At 54.6% G+C, this 21,583-nt stretch carries 17 protein-coding genes and 1 tRNA gene; 12 read left to right on the forward strand and 6 right to left on the reverse strand.

What is annotated here, in order from left to right; all coding sequences use genetic code 11:
* Positions 1 to 396: 396 nt before the first annotated feature.
* The 6 genes from aqpZ (at position 397) to lysS (ending at position 9,832) form a co-directional block, all read left to right on the forward strand.
* Entirely contained in the window at positions 397 to 1,125 is a 729-nt protein-coding gene (aqpZ, locus tag RTN40_RS20345; protein WP_312229951.1) for an aquaporin Z, read from the forward strand.
* Between the two features lie 222 nt (positions 1,126 to 1,347).
* Positions 1,348 to 2,847 (forward strand): lysine decarboxylation/transport transcriptional activator CadC, encoded by a 1,500-nt coding sequence (cadC, locus tag RTN40_RS20350; RefSeq protein WP_312229952.1) that lies wholly within the window; start codon positions 1,348 to 1,350, stop codon positions 2,845 to 2,847.
* Between the two features lie 335 nt (positions 2,848 to 3,182).
* Positions 3,183 to 4,520 carry a cadaverine/lysine antiporter gene (gene cadB / locus RTN40_RS20355; RefSeq protein WP_312229953.1) on the forward strand — a complete coding sequence of 446 codons (1,338 nt, stop codon included), beginning with the start codon at positions 3,183 to 3,185 and terminating at the stop codon, positions 4,518 to 4,520.
* 78 nt (positions 4,521 to 4,598) lie between these two features.
* On the forward strand, positions 4,599 to 6,740 hold the full coding sequence (gene cadA / locus RTN40_RS20360; protein WP_312229954.1) for a lysine decarboxylase CadA: 2,142 nt from the start codon (positions 4,599 to 4,601) through the stop codon (positions 6,738 to 6,740).
* 87 nt (positions 6,741 to 6,827) lie between these two features.
* On the forward strand, positions 6,828 to 8,297 hold the full coding sequence (locus tag RTN40_RS20365) for an oligopeptide:H+ symporter (RefSeq protein ID WP_312229955.1): 1,470 nt from the start codon (positions 6,828 to 6,830) through the stop codon (positions 8,295 to 8,297).
* 17 nt (positions 8,298 to 8,314) lie between these two features.
* Positions 8,315 to 9,832, forward strand: a complete 1,518-nt coding sequence (gene lysS / locus RTN40_RS20370) for a lysine--tRNA ligase (RefSeq protein ID WP_312229956.1) — start codon at positions 8,315 to 8,317, stop codon at positions 9,830 to 9,832.
* A 48-nt stretch (positions 9,833 to 9,880) separates the two neighbouring features.
* Here lysS and RTN40_RS20375 read toward each other — a convergent pair whose 3' ends face one another.
* Positions 9,881 to 10,420, reverse strand: coding sequence for a DUF2058 domain-containing protein (locus RTN40_RS20375; RefSeq protein ID WP_312229973.1), 540 nt, complete (start codon positions 10,418 to 10,420; stop codon positions 9,881 to 9,883).
* Between the two features lie 242 nt (positions 10,421 to 10,662).
* Here RTN40_RS20375 and mqo point away from each other — a divergent pair, with 242 nt between their 5' ends.
* Positions 10,663 to 12,309 (forward strand): malate dehydrogenase (quinone), encoded by a 1,647-nt coding sequence (mqo, locus tag RTN40_RS20380; RefSeq protein WP_312229957.1) that lies wholly within the window; start codon positions 10,663 to 10,665, stop codon positions 12,307 to 12,309.
* 138 nt (positions 12,310 to 12,447) lie between these two features.
* On the opposite strand, the gene RTN40_RS20385 is transcribed toward mqo, so the two are convergent.
* The 4 genes from RTN40_RS20385 to RTN40_RS20400 all read right to left on the reverse strand — a co-directional run bounded on the left by RTN40_RS20385 (position 12,448) and on the right by RTN40_RS20400 (position 14,084).
* Positions 12,448 to 12,696, reverse strand: a complete 249-nt coding sequence (locus RTN40_RS20385; protein ID WP_312229958.1) for a DUF2442 domain-containing protein — start codon at positions 12,694 to 12,696, stop codon at positions 12,448 to 12,450.
* Positions 12,680 to 12,922 (reverse strand): DUF4160 domain-containing protein, encoded by a 243-nt coding sequence (locus tag RTN40_RS20390; RefSeq protein ID WP_312229959.1) that lies wholly within the window; start codon positions 12,920 to 12,922, stop codon positions 12,680 to 12,682. Before RTN40_RS20390 ends, RTN40_RS20385 begins: the two co-directional genes overlap by 17 nt.
* 72 nt (positions 12,923 to 12,994) lie before the next feature.
* A tRNA-Arg gene (locus RTN40_RS20395) sits at positions 12,995 to 13,066 on the reverse strand.
* 76 nt (positions 13,067 to 13,142) lie between these two features.
* Positions 13,143 to 14,084, reverse strand: coding sequence for a formate/nitrite transporter family protein (locus RTN40_RS20400; RefSeq protein WP_312229960.1), 942 nt, complete (start codon positions 14,082 to 14,084; stop codon positions 13,143 to 13,145).
* A 308-nt stretch (positions 14,085 to 14,392) separates the two neighbouring features.
* Between RTN40_RS20400 and mlaA the strand changes: the two genes are divergently transcribed.
* The gene (gene mlaA / locus RTN40_RS20405) at positions 14,393 to 15,151 is read left to right on the forward strand and encodes a phospholipid-binding lipoprotein MlaA (protein ID WP_312229961.1); all 759 of its coding nucleotides are present in this window, start codon (positions 14,393 to 14,395) and stop codon (positions 15,149 to 15,151) included.
* 77 nt (positions 15,152 to 15,228) lie between these two features.
* Here the strand turns inward: mlaA and fadL are convergent, their stop codons facing one another.
* The gene (gene fadL / locus RTN40_RS20410; protein WP_409418545.1) at positions 15,229 to 16,584 is read right to left on the reverse strand and encodes a long-chain fatty acid transporter FadL; all 1,356 of its coding nucleotides are present in this window, start codon (positions 16,582 to 16,584) and stop codon (positions 15,229 to 15,231) included.
* 364 nt (positions 16,585 to 16,948) lie between these two features.
* On the opposite strand from fadL, the gene RTN40_RS20415 reads away from it, so the two are divergent.
* From RTN40_RS20415 to sixA, 4 genes are all read left to right on the forward strand, one after another.
* Complete coding sequence (locus RTN40_RS20415; protein ID WP_312229963.1) at positions 16,949 to 17,233, forward strand: YfcZ/YiiS family protein; 285 nt, start codon at positions 16,949 to 16,951, stop codon at positions 17,231 to 17,233.
* A 158-nt stretch (positions 17,234 to 17,391) separates the two neighbouring features.
* On the forward strand, positions 17,392 to 18,702 hold the full coding sequence (gene fadI, locus RTN40_RS20420) for an acetyl-CoA C-acyltransferase FadI (RefSeq protein ID WP_312229964.1): 1,311 nt from the start codon (positions 17,392 to 17,394) through the stop codon (positions 18,700 to 18,702).
* A gap of 17 nt (positions 18,703 to 18,719) precedes the next feature.
* Entirely contained in the window at positions 18,720 to 20,867 is a 2,148-nt protein-coding gene (fadJ, locus tag RTN40_RS20425; protein WP_312229974.1) for a fatty acid oxidation complex subunit alpha FadJ, read from the forward strand.
* A gap of 210 nt (positions 20,868 to 21,077) precedes the next feature.
* Positions 21,078 to 21,563, forward strand: coding sequence for a phosphohistidine phosphatase SixA (sixA, locus tag RTN40_RS20430; protein WP_312212320.1), 486 nt, complete (start codon positions 21,078 to 21,080; stop codon positions 21,561 to 21,563).
* Positions 21,564 to 21,583: the final 20 nt, after the last annotated feature.

A 21,583-nucleotide genomic window follows, 5' to 3' on the forward strand; every position in this document is an offset into this window, starting at 1 on the left:
GAATGAAAGCAATAGTGCGTTCCGTTACTTATATATAATAATGAATAAATAATAATTTTAAATTTATGTGATCAATGAATTACATAGGTTATTAATTTTGTTTGAGATAAATATTTTTTTTCAAAAAAAAGAAAACGAGTCCCGGCGCGCCCTGGGAGCAATTGGCGTTGATTGGTTAAGGGTTTTTGGGTTTTTTCAGATTGATAAGTTTGCATGAGGGGAATACGCTTCCGCGGAAATTATACTTCCGTATAGGATCGTTATTTTTGATTTATTGGTAGTTCATCTCTTTGCTTCAATATTGGCCTGTCCACCTACACGGTTCGTTATTAAAGGTGTCGCTATTCACGCCTGTGCTTGCAGGATGTTATTTAATACTCATTAAAGGTGGTTTTTATGTTTAGAATGTTATCGGCTGAATTTTTTGGCACGTTCTGGCTGGTTTTGGGGGGCTGCGGCAGCGCGGTGCTGGCGGCGGCGTTCCCGGAGCTGGGAATAGGGTTTGCCGGGGTGGCGCTAGCGTTTGGCCTGACCGTGCTGACGATGGCCTACGCGGTTGGCCATATCTCCGGTGCCCACTTTAACCCGGCGGTGACGCTGGGGCTGTGGATTGCTGGTCGTACCCCTGCTCGCCATGTCATCCCCTACATTATCGCGCAGGTCATTGGCGGGATCGTCGGGGCGGCGGTGCTCTATCTTATTGCCAGCGGTAAAACCGGCTTTGACGCGACGCTGGGTGGCTTTGCCTCCAACGGTTTTGGCGAACACTCGCCGGGCGGCTTCTCCTTTGCCGCCTGTGCGATAGCTGAAATTGTCCTGACGGCATTTTTTCTGTTGGTCATTCTCGGCGCAACGGACAGATACGCCTCTGTAGGATTTGCGCCGCTGACGATTGGCCTGGCGCTGACGCTTATTCACCTCATCAGTATTCCAGTAACCAACACCTCTGTTAATCCTGCACGCAGTACTGCCGTCGCGATTTTCCAGGGCACCTGGGCGCTGCAACAGCTGTGGGTATTCTGGGTAATGCCGCTTATCGGTGGCCTGATCGGCGGACTCATCTATCGAGTTCTGCTTAGCGATACTGTCTCTGCGCCAAAGGAGGCACAGACAGCGAAAGAGTAAGCGTAACACGCTCTCCATACCGTCGCGCCAGGCGGTATGGAGCACTTTTTAATAACACGAAATGAGACGGCAATTTTAGCCAAGGGAGAACAATCTGATATAAAATATCGCGAGCAGCGCCGCACAACTCATTTCTACTGGAAATCGCTACCGTTTAGAGTGAATTAAATCATGATATAATCCCGCCCCTCATTTCTCTTTTCGCTTTGGGGCATTTTTTATATGCAACAGCCCGTTGTGTATGTAGGTGAATGGCTGGTTACACCCTCTGTTAACCAAATCAGCCGGCAAGGACGTCAGCTTACCCTTGAGCCGCGTTTAATCGATCTTCTGGTTTTTTTTGCTCGTCATCCGGGGCAGGTTCTGACCCGGGATGAACTCATTGATAATGTCTGGACGCGTAGCGTAGTGACTGGCCACGTCGTTACCCAGAGTATTTCCGAGCTGCGTAAGTCGTTAAAGGATAGCGATCCTAACGCGCCAGAATATATCGTTACAGTACCTAAACGGGGCTATAAGCTCACGGTACCGGTGGCCTGGAGCGGCGGGGAAGAGGAAGAGATAAACAGTGCTGTGCCGCCCACTGCGGCAGATGCGTTACCAGAAGCAACGGCTGAGCCACCTCCGGCGGCTGCAACACTACGCAGTCGGCTTAACGCGATTACTGTCTGGGGACTATTCCTGCTGGCGCTAGGCTCATGTGTGGCAATGGTTGCGCTGGCGACGCTTGATGCGCATCCACCGGTAACAAAAACGCGCCTGCTGCTGAATCCGCGCGATATTGACATTCATTTAGTTGATGGCAGCGGCTGTACCAACCGTAGCGTGCAGCACGCCTACGCGGTAGGGCTTGGCAGCCTGATCACGACTACGCTAAACACCTTTTCAACCTTTATGGTGCACGACAAAACAAACTACAACATCAATGAGCCAAGTAGCTCAGGTAAAACGCTAACCATTGAGTTTGTTAATCAGCGGCACTACCGCGCTCAGCAGTGCTTTATGTCGATTAAGCTGGTGGATAACGCAGATGGTTCAACCATGCTTGATAAACGCTACTTCGTCACCAGTGATAACCAACTCTCGATTCAAAAGGATCTTATGAGCAGCCTGTCGGACGCGCTGACCCAGCCGTGGCCGGAACGTTTGCAGACTATGCTCACCCAGTACCAGCCAGCACAGAGTACGTCACTCGTGGCCTTCTACCAGGCCCATCAGCTATTAATGAATGGTGATGTTGACTCACTCGATAAAGCCAGTGAACGTTTAGAGGAAGTATTGCAGCATTCTCCTGAATTTATCTATGCGAGGGCGGAAAAAGCACTGGTCGATGTGTTACGCCACTCCCAGCAGCCGTTGAATGAGAAACAGCTCGCGGCGCTTAATAATGAGATAACGCGCCTGGGCAATACCCCGGGCATGAAAGAGATGGCCATATTTTATCAAATTGAAACCGTCGATATGCTGAGTAAAGGCAAAGTTGATGAGGCGTATAAAAACATCAACAAATCTATCGACCTGGAGATGACGTGGATGAGCTATGTGCTGCTAGGCAAGGTCTATGAAATGAAAGGCCAGAACCGTCTGGCGGCAGATGCCTATATTACCGCATTCAATTTACGTCCGGGTGACAATACGCTCTACTGGATCGAAAACAGCGTATTTCAAACCTCGGTGACTCGGGTGGTGCCCTACCTTGATAATTTCCTGGCAGAAAAATAAATAGCACCTCGCAAGTTAAATTAATGTTTAAATAATGGTTTGTTTTGTTATTTGAATGTACATGTGCATTACGCAGGAAAGTTTTTTTAATACGTTATTTTCTGGGTAACTATTTGTAATTTAGGTATGTTTATCTTTTCCTGACCTTTAGAGGTTATCCTGAGATGTAACCCAAAAAGGTCAGGGTCTCACTTTTTTGCAGTTTGTTTTTATTTCACTTTATCTTTAGGACTTTGTTACTCCAGATGCGTAATCTCGCTGGCAGTTGGTCGGGTCAATAACACGTTTTAACTCATGATCCGCACCTCCAAATAACTCTCAGGAGACTACGAAACATGAGTACTGCCAAAAAGATCGGGCTGTTTGCCTGTACCGGTGTTGTTGCCGGAAATATGATGGGGAGCGGTATTGCATTATTGCCCGCGAACCTCGCCAGCATTGGTGCTATCTCTATCTGGGGCTGGGTCATCTCTATTATTGGGGCCATGTCACTGGCCTATGTCTATGCGCGACTGGCAACCAAAAACCCGCAGCAGGGTGGGCCTATCGCTTATGCAGGGGAAATCTCTCCCGCCTTTGGTTTTCAGACCGGCGTTCTCTATTATCACGCAAACTGGATTGGTAACCTGGCCATTGGGATCACCGCCGTTTCTTATCTTTCAACATTTTTCCCGGTATTAAATAATCCTGTTCCTGCCGGCATCGCCTGTATTGCCATCGTCTGGCTTTTTACTTTCGTCAATATGCTCGGCGGAACCTGGGTGAGCCGCCTGACCACTATCGGCCTGGTGCTGGTTCTGGTTCCGGTGGTCATGACGGCGGTCGTCGGCTGGCATTGGTTTGATATGGCGACCTACCAGGCAAACTGGAACACCTCTACCACCACGGATAGCCACGCGGTAATCAAGAGTATCCTGCTCTGCCTGTGGGCCTTCGTGGGCGTTGAATCCGCCGCCGTCAGTACCGGTATGGTGAAGAACCCGAAACGTACCGTGCCGCTGGCGACCATGCTGGGTACGGCGCTGGCCGGGATCGTTTATATCGCCGCGACTCAGGTTATTGCCGGTATGTACCCTGCAGCGCAGATGGCCTCATCCGGTGCGCCGTTCGCCGTCAGCGCTTCCACCATCCTTGGCGGCTGGGCTGCACCAATCGTTTCCGGATTTACCGCCTTTGCCTGCCTGACCTCGCTGGGATCCTGGATGATGCTTGTCGGCCAGGCCGGTGTGCGCGCCGCAAATGATAACAACTTCCCGAAAGTGTATGGCGAAGTAGACAGCAATGGCATTCCGAAAAAGGGCCTGCTGCTGGCCGCACTGAAAATGACCGTTCTGATGGTGCTGATCACCATGATGAACTCTGCCGGGGGCAAAGCATCCGACCTGTTCGGAGAGCTAACCGGTATCGCGGTACTGCTGACCATGCTGCCTTACTTCTACTCCTGTGTGGATCTGATCCGCTTCGAGGGCATCAATACCCGCAACCTTATCAGCCTGATCTGCTCCGTGCTGGGCTGTGGATTCTGCTTTATCGCTCTGATGGGAGCCAGCTCCTTTGAACTGGCAGGCACCTTCATCGTTAGCTTGATCATCCTGATGTTCTACGGTCGCAAAATGCACCAGCGCCAGCTTGGCAACGACGCTGCCAAAAGAGAAACCGCCAGCGCGCTGTAACCCTTAACCCTTTCCCGCAGCCCTTCCTTCACCTGTCACCTATGGCGGGAGGGGCTTGCTCTACCCGGAGATTTGATTATGAACGTAATTGCTATCATGAATCATATGGGCGTTTACTTTAAAGAAGAGCCCATCCGTGAACTGCATCGTGCCCTTGAACGCCTCGACTTCCGCGTTGTTTACCCCAACGATCGTGACGATCTGCTGAAGCTTATTGAAAACAATGCTCGCCTGTGCGGCGTCATTTTCGACTGGGATAAGTACAATCTCGAGCTGTGCGAAGAGATCAGTAAGATGAACGAGTATATGCCGCTGTACGCGTTCGCCAATACTTACTCCACCCTCGATGTCAGCCTCAACGATTTGCGCATGCAGGTACGCTTCTTTGAGTATGCGCTGGGTGCCGCTGAAGACATCGCCCACAAAATTAAGCAGAACACCGATGAGTACATCGACGCTATCCTGCCACCGTTAACCAAAGCGCTGTTCAAATATGTGCGTGAAGGCAAATATACCTTCTGCACCCCAGGCCATATGGGCGGAACGGCTTTCCAGAAAAGCCCGGTCGGCAGCCTCTTTTATGACTTTTTCGGTCCGAACACCATGAAATCCGACGTTTCGATTTCAGTCTCCGAGTTGGGTTCTCTGCTGGACCACAGCGGCCCACATAAAGAAGCGGAAGAGTATATCGCTCGCGTATTTAATGCCGAACGTAGCTATATGGTGACCAACGGCACCTCCACCGCGAATAAAATTGTTGGTATGTACTCTGCACCAGCGGGCAGTACCGTGCTGATTGACCGTAACTGCCACAAATCGCTGACTCATTTGATGATGATGAGCGACATTACGCCCATCTATTTCCGTCCTACCCGCAATGCCTACGGTATTCTCGGGGGTATCCCACAGAGCGAGTTCCAGCATGCCACTATCGCTAAGCGCGTCAAAGAGACCCGCAATGCAACCTGGCCGGTACACGCGGTAATTACCAACTCCACCTACGATGGTCTGCTCTACAACACGGACTACATTAAGAAAACCCTCGACGTGAAGTCGATTCACTTTGACTCTGCCTGGGTTCCCTACACCAATTTCTCACCTATCTATGCCGGTAAGTGCGGGATGAGTGGTGGCCGTGTGGAAGGGAAGGTGATCTATGAAACCCAGTCCACGCACAAGCTGCTGGCCGCCTTCTCTCAGGCATCGATGATCCACGTGAAGGGTGACGTTAATGAAGAGACCTTCAACGAAGCCTTCATGATGCACACAACCACCTCACCGCACTACGGCATTGTGGCCTCTACAGAAACCGCAGCAGCGATGATGAAAGGCAATGCCGGGAAGCGCCTGATTGACGGCTCTATCCAGCGTGCCATCAAGTTCCGTAAAGAGATCAAACGCCTGAAAGGGGAGTCTGAGGGTTGGTTCTTCGATGTCTGGCAGCCGGAACATATTGACCAGCCAGAATGTTGGCCGCTGCGCTCAGATAGCGCCTGGCACGGTTTCAAAAACATCGATAACGAGCACATGTACCTCGACCCAATCAAGGTCACCATTCTGACGCCGGGGATGACGAAAGACGGCGCGATGGATGAGTTCGGGATCCCGGCCAGCATCGTGGCGAAGTACCTGGATGAACGCGGCATCGTGGTGGAAAAAACCGGTCCTTATAACCTGCTGTTCCTGTTCAGCATCGGTATCGATAAGACCAAAGCGCTGAGCCTGCTACGCGCCCTGACCGATTTTAAACGCGGCTTCGATCTGAACCTGCGGGTGAAAAATATGCTGCCGTCGCTGTATCACGAGGATCCTGAGTTCTATGAAAATATGCGCGTTCAGGAGTTGGCGCAGAATATTCACAAGCTGGTTGAGAAGCACAACCTGCCGGATCTGATGTTCCGTGCATTTGAAGTGCTGCCGTCCATGGTTATGACCCCGTTTGCGGCGTTCCAGAAAGAGCTGCACGGCCAGACCGAAGAGGTCTACCTCGAAGAGATGGTTGGCCGTATCAATGCCAACATGATCCTACCGTACCCGCCGGGCGTTCCGCTGGTGATGCCGGGAGAGATGATCAGTGAAGAGAGCCGCCCGGTGCTGGAGTTCCTGCAGATGCTGTGTGAAATCGGCGCGCACTATCCGGGCTTTGAAACCGATATTCATGGTGCCTATCGCCAGAAGGATGGTCGCTACACCGTTAAGGTGCTTAAAAACGACAAATAAACAGTAAAGCTGCCTACCTGGCCTGCGGGATCGTAGGCCGGGTAAGCGTAGCGCCACCCGGCAGATATCACAGCCCAGGGAGACCCTATGAAAACACCCTCACAGCCGCGCGCGATCTACTACATCGTTGCGATCCAAATCTGGGAGTACTTCAGCTTTTACGGCATGCGTGCCTTACTCATCCTCTATCTTACTCATCAGCTCGGCTTTAATGACAGGCATGCTATCAGCCTGTTCAGCGCCTACGCTTCGTTAGTTTATGTTACCCCTATTCTCGGCGGCTGGCTTGCCGACCGCCTGCTTGGTAATCGCGCTGCGGTTGTTGCTGGCGCACTGTTGATGACCCTTGGGCACGTCGTGCTGGGCCTGGGGGCTGATTCTACAAAAAGCCTCTATCTCGCGCTGGCCATCATTATCTGCGGCTATGGCCTGTTTAAATCTAACGTAAGCTGCCTACTGGGTGAAATGTATACCCCAGAGGATACACGCCGGGACGGCGGGTTTGCGCTGCTTTACGCTGCTGGAAACGTCGGCTCGATAGCCGCGCCGATAGCCTGTGGGCTAGTAGCGCACGGGTATGGCTGGCATGCAGGTTTCGCGCTGGCGGGCATCGGCATGTTTATCGGTCTGGTCATCTTTTTAAGCGGGCACCGCCACTTTCGCCACGTTCGCAGCGTGAACAAACCGGCCCTCTGCGCGGCGAGCTTTATGCTACCTGCCTGGGCCTGGATGATACTGCTCCTGTGCGTCGCTCCGTTCTTCTTCTCACTACTGCTGAAAAATAACTGGGCTGGCTATCTGCTGGCTATCGTCTGCGCCATCGCCGTCCGGATTGTGTCGAGGATTATGGTGAAATTTCCAGAGCACCGTCGCGCCCTGTGGCAGATCGTCCTGCTGATGATAACCGGCACGCTGTTCTGGGTGCTGGCGCAGCAGGGCGGTAGCTCTATCAGCCTGTTTATCGATCGCTTTGTTAATCGTCATATTTTGCATGCAGAGATCCCGACGGCGCTGTTCCAGTCGGTAAATGCCGTTGCGGTAATGGCAGCAGGCGTCGTACTGGCGTGGCTGGCAAGCCCCCGGGGCAGTGTCCACTCCCCACTGCGCATGTGGCTGAAATTTGCGTTTGGCCTTTTGCTGATGGCAGGCGGTTTTATGCTGCTGGCGCTGAATGCTCAGGGCGGCCAACAAAGCGGCCATGCCTCGATGAGCCTGATGATTATCGGCCTGGCACTGATGGGCTTTGCCGAGCTGTTTATCGACCCAGTGGCAATGGCACAGATTACTCGTTTTAACATGCCCGGCATCGCTGGCGTACTGACCGGCATCTATATGCTGGCAACCGGTGCGGTTGCTAACTGGTTGGCAGGCGTAGTGGCCCAGCAAACCACCGAGCCGCAGACCAGTACCGCTGCGCTCGCCGTTTACCAACACTTTTTTTCGCAGATGGGACTGTGGACCTTCGGCTGCGTGGCGCTGATTGTGGCGCTGCTTGCCGCTGCGAGGTTAACACTCATGTCTCCGGCCCCCTGCATACAGCAACCCAGTCGTGATTAACGCTATAAGGAGACAACATGTCCGAACAACTGGTGCCCAATGCCGACGAGGCATCCGATCTTAACAGTGAATTAAACACCCGCCGCGAGAAGCTGGCGCAGCTGCGCCAGCAGGGCGTTGCGTTCCCGAACGATTTCCGCCGCGATCGCACCTCTGATGCGCTGCACGCCGAGTTTGGCGCGAAAGAGAACGACGAGCTGGAAGCGCTGAACGTCGAAGTGAGCGTGGCCGGCCGGATGATGACCCGCCGTATCATGGGCAAGGCGTCCTTCGTCACTCTGCAGGACGTTGGCGGCCGCATTCAGCTCTACGTCTCCCGTGACGACCTGCCGGAAGGGATCTACAACGAGCAGTTCAAGAAGTGGGACCTCGGGGATATCCTCGGCGCGAAGGGTAAGCTGTTCAAGACCAAGACCGGTGAACTCTCCATCCACTGCACCGAGCTGCGCCTGCTGACCAAAGCCCTGCGCCCGCTGCCGGACAAGTTCCACGGCCTGCAGGATCAGGAAGCGCGCTACCGTCAGCGTTACCTGGATCTCATCTCCAACGATGAGTCCCGCAAGACTTTCAAAATTCGTTCCCAGATCATGGCCGGTATTCGTCAGTTCATGGTGGGCCGCGACTTTATGGAAGTGGAAACCCCGATGATGCAGGCGATCCCGGGCGGCGCGTCTGCACGTCCGTTCATCACCTACCACAACGCTCTGGATATGGATATGTACCTGCGTATCGCGCCGGAGCTGTATCTGAAGCGTCTGGTGGTCGGTGGTTTTGACCGTGTGTTCGAGATCAACCGTAACTTCCGTAACGAAGGCATCTCCGTGCGCCATAACCCAGAGTTCACCATGATGGAACTTTACATGGCGTACGCGGATTATAAAGATCTGATCGAGCTGACCGAGTCCCTGTTCCGCACCCTGGCGCAGGACATTCTGGGCACCACTCAGGTTCCGTATGGCGAAGAGACCTTCGACTTCGGCAAGCCGTTTGAGAAGCTGACCATGCGCGAGGCGATCGGGAAGTACCGTCCGGAGACCAACATGGCCGACCTGGATAACTTCGACGCAGCGAAAGCGCTGGCCGAGTCAATTGGTATTCAGGTTGAAAAGAGCTGGGGACTGGGGCGTATTGTCACCGAAATCTTTGATGAAGTGGCAGAGGCGCATCTGATCCAGCCGACCTTCATCACCGAGTACCCGGCAGAAGTCTCCCCGCTGGCGCGCCGCAACGACGAGAACCCGGAGATCACCGATCGCTTTGAGTTCTTCATCGGCGGACGTGAGATCGGCAACGGCTTCAGCGAGCTGAACGACGCGGAAGACCAGGCCCAGCGTTTCCAGGACCAGGTGGATGCGAAAGCCGCCGGTGACGACGAAGCGATGTTCTTCGACGAAGACTACGTGACCGCACTGGAGCACGGGCTGCCGCCAACAGCGGGCCTGGGGATTGGTATCGACCGTATGGTAATGCTGTTCACCAACAGCCACACCATCCGCGATGTGATCCTGTTCCCGGCGATGCGTCCGGTTAAGTAGTTCCTGTAAAAAGCCGGATAGCGCTGCGCGTATCCGGCCTGCTTTTGCTTACCACATCAAATCGTCAGGCACGACAAAGTCGGCATACGGATCGTCTTCATCCTTCGCCTGCTCGCTAAGCTCGCTACGTAACACAATGCTACTCGCATCACGCTGAGCAATCTTATCAGCTACGCTGGCTGGGATAATGGCATACTCGCTCTCAGCGCTGCTATCCGTCACCAGACGCGCAATGGCGAGACGGCCATTGATAAGCTGAGCCTGTGTCGTTTTATCCACGTAGATTTTTTTAATCAGATTGCCATCGGTGAAGTTATAACCAATATCACCTTTTGAAATCACAATCCTGTTCATCTCGATGAGCTGTTTAACCTGAGCTTTATACTCTTTGGCTAAGGCCGCTTGCTTCTGCTGCTCGCTGAGCTGCTTATCGCGCTCAAGCTGGGCTTTTTTGTTCTCTTCTACCGCCTCCCGAGCTTCGCGAGCCTGAACTCGAGACTTCTTGGCTGTTCGCTGCACTTTCGCCATTTTTTTGCTGGTCACTAAGCCGGCTTTGAGCATCTGCTCTTGTAGGGTTAACTTTGTCATGTTCGTCGCTAAATTTAATAAAATCGTGGCGAGATTATAACCCCAACAGTTGAGGCTGGGCCAGATTACCGCGCGCATACTTCCCCGAGTAAGAATCAGGAAAGGTAAAAGGCCGCGGTAAAGGCAGTTTTTTCCGCACACTCTGTGTGGCTGTTAATAATTTGTTTAAAATGCTTTAAATTGTTAATTAATTCGTTAAAATAATCGCCTATTTTTTCAAATTAAATTGATTGCAATAACAGATGTCACATTTCAAAAAAGTAATTCCCGCTTTCTCGCTTATCGCGATGCTGGTTGCCTCCAATGTTCACGCTGAAGACAGTGCCGAGAAAACAGACGTACTGTTGATTGGTGGCGGTATCATGAGCGCCTCCCTGGGTACGTTGTTACAGGAACTTCAGCCTGACTGGAAACAGGTCATGGTTGAGAAACTGGACGGCGTTGCGCTGGAATCCTCTAACGGCTGGAACAATGCCGGTACGGGGCACTCCGCCAACATGGAACTGAACTACACGCCTGAGCGTGCAGACGGTTCGATTGACGTGACCAAAGCGCTTGAGATCAACGAAGCGTTCATGATCTCGCGCCAGTTCTGGTCATCTCAGGTGAAGCGGGGCGTGCTGAACGACCCGCACTCCTTCATCAACTCCACCCCGCACATGAGCTTTGTCTGGGGCGACAATGTTGACTATCTGACCAAGCGCTACGCGGCATTGCAGCAGACGACCCTGTTCCAGGGGATGCAATTCTCTACCGACCAGCAGCAGATCAAAAAATGGGCGCCGCTAATCATTGAAGGCCGCGATCCGCAGCAGCGCGTTGCTGCCACCTGGACCCCGGTTGGTACCGACGTTAACTATGGCGAGATTACCCGTCAGCTGGTCGGCAGCCTGAAAAAGACCAGCAACTTCACGCTGGAAACTGGCTCCGAAGTGACTGATTTTGAACGTAACGGTGACAACTCCTGGCACGTAACCATTACCGACGTGAAGAGCGGTAAAGAGCGTGCAGTTGACGCGAAGTATGTCTTTATCGGTGCTGGCGGCGGCGCGCTGAAGCTGCTGCAAAAAACCGGTATTCCGGAAGCGGATAACTATGCAGGCTTCCCGGTAGGCGGCTCGTTCCTGGTGACCGAGAACCCAGAAATTACCCGTCAGCACACCGAGAAAGTCTACGGTCAGGCTTCCGTGGGCGCACCGCCGATGTCGGTTCCGCACCTGGATGCCCGTTACCTTGATGGCAAACGCGTGGTGTTGTTTGGGCCATTCGCGACCTTCTCGACCAAGTTCCTGAAACAGGGTTCGTTCTTTGACCTGCTGAGCACCACGACCACGAAGAACGTGATCCCGATGACCGATGTCGGTCTGGATAACTTCGACCTGGTGAAATACCTGATTGGTCAGGTGATGCTGAGCGAAGATGACCGCTTCGAGGCGCTGAAAGAGTACTATCCGTCGGCGCGTAAAGAGGACTGGAAACTGATCCAGGCGGGTCAGCGCGTGCAGATCATCAAAAAGGACGCAGAGAAAGGTGGCGTGCTGAAACTCGGTACCGAAATCGTTACCGATCAGCAGAAAACCCTGGCGGCACTGCTCGGCGCATCGCCTGGTGCATCCACCGCGGCGCCTATCTCTATCAACGTGATCAAGCAGCTCTTCCCGGCGCAGTTTACGTCTCCGCAGTGGCAGGAAAAACTGCACACCATCGTGCCGACCTACGGCCAGAAGCTGAACGGTAACGTGGCGCTCACCCAGCAGGTGTGGGATGAAACCGCCTCTACGCTGAATCTGACCAAACCGCCGGTTATTCAGATGAAGGACGCGGCGCAGCCTATGCCGCAGGCAAAACCGGCTGAAGCCGCGCCTGCCCAGCACGACATGGCGCTGTAAGCGTTAAGCTCTTATGTCAGCCCCCGCCGCGATGCGCCGGGGGCTTTTTTTATGGGTTTTTTTGATGTATTGCAGGCAGTGGGGAGAGTAAGCAGAACAGCGGTAAAGGGAAGGCAAGCGTTACCGCGTGATGGGTTCCTATGCAGCGCTGTGTGGTTTGAACGTCACATCGCCACGGCCAGCCAGCAATCCTTCAACGGAGATATCCTCATCGAGGCTATCCCAGTGTATACCACGGCGACTTAGCTCGAAGTCATTGCGCTCATCGGGGCTGGCATGCATGAGTTTCGGGAACCATGCCAGGGGTACGCCCAGCGTGCGGGCATCGCTTAGTTCGACCCACATGTTGTACTCATCGAAGCGTATATTTTTAGCCGAAATAGTCATTCCAGGCCTCCATCAACATTTTGCGGTTTTCTTCGACCACACCCACTAACTCTTTCAGCTCACGAGCATTAAAGCCGTCATTGCGTGCCAGGAGCACATCGGATATCAACCAGAACTTAGCTTCACCATCAGAACCCCTAACGTGAATATGTGCAGGTTCACGAGGATCGCCCTCATTCGAATAGAAAAAAAAGCGATACCCTTTGAATCTTAGTATGACAGGCATAAATAAGTTCTCAATGTGGCGGGCATGTGTGCTGCGATATAGAGTGATCACTCTATCAGAAGAGAAGCGAAGTGTCCCCTGCAGGAATCGAACCTGCAACTAGCCCTTAGGAGGGGCTCGTTATATCCATTTAACTAAGGGGACGAGGCGGCACGAGTATAACGCTATTTGACCGTTGCGTTAAGCTCGGTGCCACCCAACTGCTTAAAGTGTCACCATTTTAAGCCTTATTCATCTTTTTTCGGGCCTCTTTCGCTTCGGCTGCCGCCTCGGCCTTGCGCTTGTTGCTCATATCGTTGCGGATCTGCGCATGGCTAAGCAGGGCGAAGATAAAGGTCCCGCCGCAGATGTTGCCCGCCAGGGTTGGAATGGCGAAAGGCCAGAGGAAGTCGGTCCAGGGGATGTTGCCGTTAAAGACCAGATAGAAGATCTCTACCGCGCCCACCACGATATGAGTGGTGTCCGCCAGGGCAATCACCCAGGTCATCAGGATAATGACCACAATCTTCGCTGAACCGGCCGCCGGGAACATCCAGACCATCGTGGCTACCAGCCAGCCGGAGATGATCGCATTGGCAAACATCTCGGCAGGGGTGTTTTTCATCACCTCCATGCCAATTTCCACAAAGGCATTCCGCGTGGCTTCATCAAAGATCGGCATATACTCAAATGCCCAAGCGGCAATCGCCGTGCCGATCAGGTTGCCCAGCAGCACCACGCTCCACAGACGCAGCAGCAGGCCGCCATTTTTCCTGGTCGGGTTTTGCATCACCGGCAGTACGGCGGTCACGGTATTCTCCGTAAACAGCTGCTGGCGGGCCATAATGACAATAATAAAGCCGAAGGTGTAACCGAAGCTCTCCAGCACATAGCTGCCGGGAATCCCCTCCAGCTTATCGTGAAAGATCCCCTTCACCAGCAGCGACGCCCCCATCGACAGCCCGGCAGCGATAGCCGACCAGAGCAACGCCATGGCGTCACGCTCCATCTCTTTCTCACCGTCCTGGCGAATATGCTCATGGATCGCCATCGCCCGGGAGGGGAGCTGCTCTTCATCCACCTCTATCTCTTCACCGCGCTCGTTCTCCTCGCTCTCTACTTCAATATCCTCCGAAAGCTCATCTGAGTCCTTGTTGATCTTCTCTTCTTTTAATTCATCCACGATGGGTCACCTTTCCATTACTCACTTCACTGTTATAAGCGTAGCGGTATCCGCTAATTTTGCCGGGAAGCGCACCCATCGCAACGGCGTTATTTACAGGCGAGTTTAAAATGGGTAGAGAAACGAAGAAGATAACGCCAAAGCCAGGCTATGATGAAATCATACCGATGCGCTATTCCTCGCGCATGGACATCTTAAATCGTGCTGATACAATCGCTTGCGTATTCTACGGCAATCGCCGGGGCGCTGTGCGTATGTGCCGTCACGGGTGACATGCAGTCATCGCCAATTTTTACAGGGAGATATCTATGAAACTTCGCCTGACGGCGCTCGCGCTGGGCACAACGCTACTGGTCGGCTGTGCCAGCTCCGACTCCGGGGAGCCACAGGGACGCTCGGATCCGCTGGAAGGGTTCAACCGCACAATGTACAACTTTAACTTTAACGTGGTGGATCCCTATGTTCTGCGTCCGGTGGCGGTCGCCTGGCGCGATTACGTGCCGCAGCCCGCGCGCAACGGCCTGAGCAATTTCACCAGCAACCTCGAAGAGCCTGCAATAATGGTGAACTCCTTTCTGCAGGGCGATCCCTATCAGGGGATGAAGCACTTCACCCGATTCTTCCTGAACACTATTCTGGGTATGGGCGGCTTTATCGACGTTGCCGGTATGGCGAACAAAGATCTGCAGCGCACCGTGCCGCGCCGTTTCGGCAGCACGCTGGGCCATTATGGCGTCGGCTACGGTCCCTATGTGCAGCTGCCGTTCTACGGAAGCTTCACGCTGCGTGAAGACGGTGGCGATGCGGCAGATACGCTCTATCCGGTGCTCTCCTGGCTGACATGGCCGCTGTCGGTTGGCAAGTGGGCTGTCGAGGGCGTTGAGTCACGAGCGCAGCTGCTGGACTCCGACGGGCTGCTGCGTCAGTCCTCTGACCCCTATATTCTGGTACGCGAGGCTTACTTCCAGCAGCATGACTTTATTGCTAACGGTGGACAGCTGAAGCCGGAGGAGAATCCAAACGCGCAGGCGATCCAGGGCGATCTGCAGGACATCGACGCCGAGTAACCCGGCGCAAGGAATAAAAAAAGGTGAACCGAAGTTCACCTTTTTTATGCGCGTTGCGGACTTAGAAAGCCTGGTTTTTAAAACGCATAGTTGAAGTTCGCGCCGTAGAGCCAGGCCTTGCCTTCAGACTCGAAATTATACGGGCCTTCGGTGAACTTCACTTTCTGGCCGTGCATATAGGAGACGCCGACGTCCACGGAGGCATCCTGATTGAAGGCGTAGGTGGTACCCGCGCTCAGCCAGAGGCGATCCTGGTCAGGAATAGAGATGGAGCGCTTGTCAGCCGGGATCGGGCTGTCATCGTAGGCGATACCGCTGCGGAAGGTCCAGTTATCGTCCATATAGTAGGTGGTACCCAGCGCCAGGCGGTAGGAATCGCGGAAGCCCTCATCTTTATAGAACAGAGTGCCGCCATCGCTGCTCTTCGCCTTCAGCTCCTGGAACTGGCTCCAGCTGGTGTAGGCCAGGCTGTAGTGTACCGCCCACTTCGGCGCAACGCGGTTGTACCCTGAAATTTCCCACATCTCCGGCAGGTTCAAATCAAGAGAACCGTCGATGGTGCCGCCGCCGGTGCCGTAGGGCAGGCCGCGCGAAGTCAGGAAGCTATTCAGCGCCGGGTTCAGGCTGCTGCGGTAGTCGCCGTCAAAGTCGATTTTGATCTCTGAGCGGTAGGTCAGGCCGTAGCGATTGTCTTTATCCAGCTCGTAGAGAATGCCGGCGTTCCAGCCAAAGCCCCACTCGTCACCCTTCAGGTAAGCAATTTGGGTATCGCTGGTCAGGCTGTTGGCGTAGCCCGCAATATTGCGAAGCTGTGGGTTAGAAGCAAAGCCCGGGGTCTGGCTCAGCTGTGCTGCGGTCAGCTGGCCGAGGTCACCGGCGTAGCGCTCCAGCTTCGCTTTAGCGTATACCGCATCAAAGCCAACGCCGAAGCTCCAGTGGTTATTCAGGCGATACGCGCCGCTGAGGTTAAGGTTGATGGTCTCCAGCTCGGTGGTACCGCCCATCGATCCTGCGGCGTAGGTGTCGTTAAAGTCAGTCGCCAGACCGTAGTTAGAGGTTACGGACGCGCCCCAGCCAAACTGGTCGTTAATCGGCGCAACGAAGTGCAGGTTAGGCACCCATGCCGTCGGGGCGATGTTATCCGCGTCCAGGCTACGGCGTGACGGCGAGACACCGGAGACATCCACGTCCGGGTCAACAAAAATGGCACCGCCGGAGAAAGTAGGGCGGTCAAACATCGTAATCAGCGCCGGGTTACGGCTGACGTTGCCTGCGTCATCAGCGATAGCGCCTTCACCTGAGTAGGCACGGCCAAGACCAGAGGAAGAGAACTCATTAAGTTGGAAGCCTGCTGACCAGGCTTGTGTGGAGACAATTGCCACTGCAACTGCGAGTGCAGACTTGGTAAACAGGGTTTTCTGGCTCATGACCATAACCTCATAATTTATTTTTATACAATAAATGTTACATGCCGTAACAGGAGCGCGGAGTGTAGGGTCTGAGTTACGACAGACAAATCAGACCAGTGGCGAGAGTATAGGTCTGACCAGCATGAATGTTGCAAGTATGTTGATAAGTATTTTCAAATGTGATCACGGAAACGCGATCTGGCTGGCAAAAACGCGACGGCCATCAATGAGGGGAAAGGGTGATTATTGCGCCAGATCATTTTTAAGTGTGATATCGGTCACTTATCCACTTTTGGCGCGCTAACCGCTGGAGACCGCAACCGTCAGCGCGTAAAATATCCTCACTATTTATCGGGCACGCTACGTGCGAATGAGAGAGGAATTCAAGATGAGTAAATGCAGTGCTGATGAAACCCCCGTTTGCTGCTGTATGGACGTTGGCACCATCATGGACAACAGCGATTGCACGGCCTCCTACAGCCGTGTATTTACCGATCGTGCTCAGGCTGAAGAGACTCTTGCGGCGCTGACGGAAAAGGCGCGCGGCGTTGAATCAGAGCCGTGCGACATCAAACCAACCTTCATTGAGGTTGAGGGCGGTGTACAACTCGATATCGACTTTGTTTTTGCCTGCGAAGCCGAAACCCTGATCTTCCAGCTGGGCCTGCGTTAATCTTCCTTTGACGCTCCCGGTACCGGGGGCGTTATCTGCACTTTTCTCTGTGTTTTAGCTCGCATTTTTTTGCCCTTCCGCTTGGCTAAATGTAAAAAAATGGTTAAGACTGATATCAGGTCAGACCACTTTGCGCATTATGTCAACAGGGGAGTGTTATGAGTCAGGCATTACCGCTTGTCACCCGTCAGGGCGATCGTATAGCCATTGTCAGCGGGTTACGCACCCCGTTTGCCCGCCAGGCCACCGCGTTTCATGGCATAAACGCCATCGAGCTGGGGAAAATGGCAGTGAGCGAGATGCTGGCGCGCAGCGAAATACCACCCGATGTTATTGAACAGGTGGTTTTTGGTCAGGTCGTCCAGATGCCGGAAGCGCCAAACATCGCCCGCGAAATTGTGCTGGGGACCGGGATGAACGTACATACCGATGCCTACAGCGTGAGCCGCGCCTGCGCTACCAGCTTTCAGGCGGTAGCAAACGTTGCCGAGAGCCTGCTCGCGGGCACTATCCGCGCCGGAATAGCCGGGGGAGCCGACTCCTCATCCGTCCTGCCCATTGGCGTCAGTAAAACCCTGGCGCGTACTCTGGTCGATCTCAATAAGGCCCGCTCCGGTGGGCAAAAGCTCAAGCTGCTCTCCCGCCTGCGCCTACGCGATCTGCTCCCGGTGCCCCCTGCGGTTGCCGAGTACTCCACCGGGCTGCGCATGGGGGATACCGCCGAGCAGATGGCGAAAACCTATCATATCAGCCGGGAAGAGCAGGATGTCTTCGCCCACCGCTCCCATCAGCGCGCGGCCCAGGCATGGGCAGACAATCGGTTGGCGGATGAGGTGATGACCGCCTATGCACCACCCTACCGCGAGCCTTTTACCCAGGACAATACGGTGCGCGCTAACGCGTCGCTCTCCGACTACGCGAAGCTGCGTCCGGCCTTCGATCGCCAGCACGGCACGGTAACTGCTGCCAACAGTACGCCGCTCACCGACGGCGCGGCGGCGGTGATCCTGATGACCGAATCCCGTGCTCGTGAGCTGGGACTAACACCGCTCGGCTACCTGCGCAGCTATGCCTTTACCGCTATTGACGTAAAGCAAGACATGCTGCTCGGTCCGGCGTGGTCAACGCCGCTGGCGCTGGAGCGCGCCGGGCTGACGCTGAACGATCTCACTCTGTTTGATATGCACGAAGCCTTTGCCGCCCAGACGCTGGCGAACCTGAAGCTGATGGCCAGCGACCGCTTCGCCCGCGAGGTGCTGGGGCGCGATCGTGCCACTGGTGAAGTGGATGAGAGCCGCTTCAACGTGCTGGGCGGCTCGATCGCCTATGGTCACCCGTTCGCCGCCACCGGCGCGCGGATGATTACCCAGACGCTGCACGAGCTGCGTCGTCGCGGGGGCGGCTTCGGGCTGGTAACCGCCTGCGCCGCCGGCGGGCTGGGCGCGGCCATGGTTCTGGAGGCCGAATAATGGAAATGGAAACTGAAATGGTAACCCCCTCCGCATTTACCCTGAACGTGCGGCCGGACAACATTGCTGTCGTCACTATTGACGTACCCGGCGAGAAGATGAACACCCTTAAGGCCGAGTTTGGCAGCCAGGTTCGCGCCATCATTAAAGCGATCCGTGACAACAGAGAGCTGCAGGGCGTGGTGTTTATCTCTGGCAAGCCGGACAACTTTATTGCCGGGGCCGATATCAACATGATCGATAGCTGCACCTCTGCCCAGCAGGCGGAAGCGCTGGCCTACGAGGGGCGTAAGCTGATGTCGGATATTCATGCGCTCACCATTCCGGCAATTGCCGCCATTCACGGACCCTGCCTCGGCGGCGGTCTGGAGCTGGCCCTGGCCTGCCACGGGCGCGTCTGCACCGACGATGCGAAAACGGTATTAGGTTTGCCGGAGGTCCAGCTAGGGCTGCTCCCTGGCTCTGGGGGAACTCAGCGTCTGCCGCGGTTAATTGGGGTCAGCACGGCGCTGGAGATGATCCTCACCGGCAAGCAACTACGGGCGCGGCAGGCGCGGAAGGTCGGGCTGGTGGATGACGTGGTGCCGCACTCAATTTTGCTGGAGGCGGCGGTAGCTCTGGCGCTGAAAGGCCGTCCAGCCAGTCGTCAACTGCCGGTGAAGGAGCGCATTCTCGCAGGTCCCCTTGGGCGGGCGATGCTGTTCCATTTTGTAGGCAAAAAGACCCAGCAGAAGACCCACGGTAACTATCCGGCGGCGTCGCGTATTCTGGAGGTTGTGCATATTGGGTTGGCGCAGGGCAAAGGCAGCGGCTATACCGCCGAGGCTCGCGCCTTTGGCGAGCTGGCCATGACGCCCCAGTCCCGGGCGCTGCGGCAGATCTTTTTTGCCACCACTGAGATCAAAAAGGATCCGGGCAGCAGTGTTGATCCCGGCCCGTTGCGGTCGGTGGGGGTGCTCGGCGGCGGCCTGATGGGGGGCGGTATCGCGTACGTTACTGCCAGCAAAGCCGGGCTGCCGGTACGCATCAAGGATATCAACCCGACGGGCATTAACCATGCGCTGAAATACAGCTGGCAGGAGCTTGATAAAAAGGTCCGCCGCCGCCATATCAAATCCAGTGAACGCGATAGTCAAATGGCGATGATTTCAGGCACTACGGACTATCGTGGCTTCTCCGGACGGGACGTGGTCATTGAGGCGGTATTTGAAGATCTGAGCCTGAAGCAGCAGATGGTGTCTGAGATTGAAGCGCACTGCGCGCCGCATACTATTTTCGCGTCCAACACCTCCTCACTGCCAATTAGCGACATCGCCGCCCGTGCGGCGCGGCCGGAGAAGGTCATTGGCCTGCACTTCTTTAGCCCGGTAGAGAAGATGCCGCTGGTCGAGATTATTCCCCACGCTGGCACGGATGAGCAAACCATCGCCACCACGGTAAAGCTGGCGAAAAAACAGGGGAAAACGCCTATCGTCGTGGCGGACAGAGCCGGGTTCTATGTTAACCGTATCCTTGCCCCCTATATTAACGAAGCGATGCGCATGCTGACCGAGGGCGAGCGCGTAGAACATATCGATAACGCGCTGGTAAAATTTGGTTTTCCGGTCGGCCCGATCCAACTTTTGGATGAGGTGGGAATCGATACCGGCACTAAAATTATACCTGTGCTCGAAGCGGCTTACGGAGAACGTTTTTCACCGCCGGCAAACGTCGTAACAGCAATTTTGAACGACGATCGCAAAGGCAGAAAAAATGGCCGCGGTTTCTATCTTTATGAGTCAAAAGGGCGTACAAGCAAGAAACAGGTGGATCCGGCGATCTATTCGCTGGTGGGTGCAGCAGACAGCGGGCGTTTAAACGAAGCCCAGGTGGCTGAACGCTGCGTGATGATGATGCTTAATGAAGCTGCACGCTGTATCGATGAGAAGGTCATCAGAAGCGTGCGCGATGGCGATATCGGCGCAGTGTTTGGTATCGGTTTTCCGCCATTTTTAGGCGGGCCGTTCCGCTACATGGATCGCCTTGGGGCGGATAACATGGTTGCCACCCTGCAGCGTTTAGCCGCCCAGTATGGAGAGCGGTTTGTGCCCTGTGAAGTTTTGTTACACATGGCGCAGCACGGCTTCACGTTCTGGTCGCAAGAGGACGCCGATCGGGTAAGTTAAGGTCTGGTAAGGGTAAATCTGGCGTTGAATGAGTCTGTGTTGCTCAATTTCTAAACAGAGATTGACTAGCATTACGCCGTTGAGGTAAAACACAGCGTTTCATTCGACGAATGGATAAGGCACAATGCCCGGCCACTGCTATCTCCCGACGTGTTTACGCTGTTCTGTTCGGGCGATACCGGTGCTTCTGGTTAACAAAAGCGGTGCAATATGCAAGTTTTTATCATGCGTCACGGCGACGCTGCTCTCGAAGCAGCCAGTGACTCGGTACGTCCTTTAACCCTGTGTGGCTGTGATGAGTCTCGTCAAATGGCAACCTGGTTAAAAGGGCAAAAAGTAAACGTTGAGCGCGTGCTGGTGAGTCCGTTTCTGCGCGCTGAACAGACGCTGGAGAAGGTAGGGGAGTGCATGAACCTGCCGGACAGCGTAGATGTACTGCCTGAGTTAACGCCCGGCGGCGACGTGGCTCTGGTCGGCGACTATCTCCAGGCGCTGGCCAGCAAAGGCGTCTCCTCGGTGCTGGTGATCTCTCACCTGCCGCTGGTGGGCTACCTGGTTTCCGAGCTATGCCCGGAAGAGGCGCCGCCGATGTTCCTGACCTCTGCGATTGCCAGCGTGACGCTGGACGGCGAAGGTAAAGGAACCTTTAACTGGCAGGTCAGCCCCTGCAACCTGAAAATGGCCAAGGCAATTTAACGCCGCCAGGTCATCGCTAA

The organism is Pseudescherichia sp. (assembly GCF_031987975.1).
GTDB lineage: Bacteria > Pseudomonadota > Gammaproteobacteria > Enterobacterales > Enterobacteriaceae > Pseudescherichia.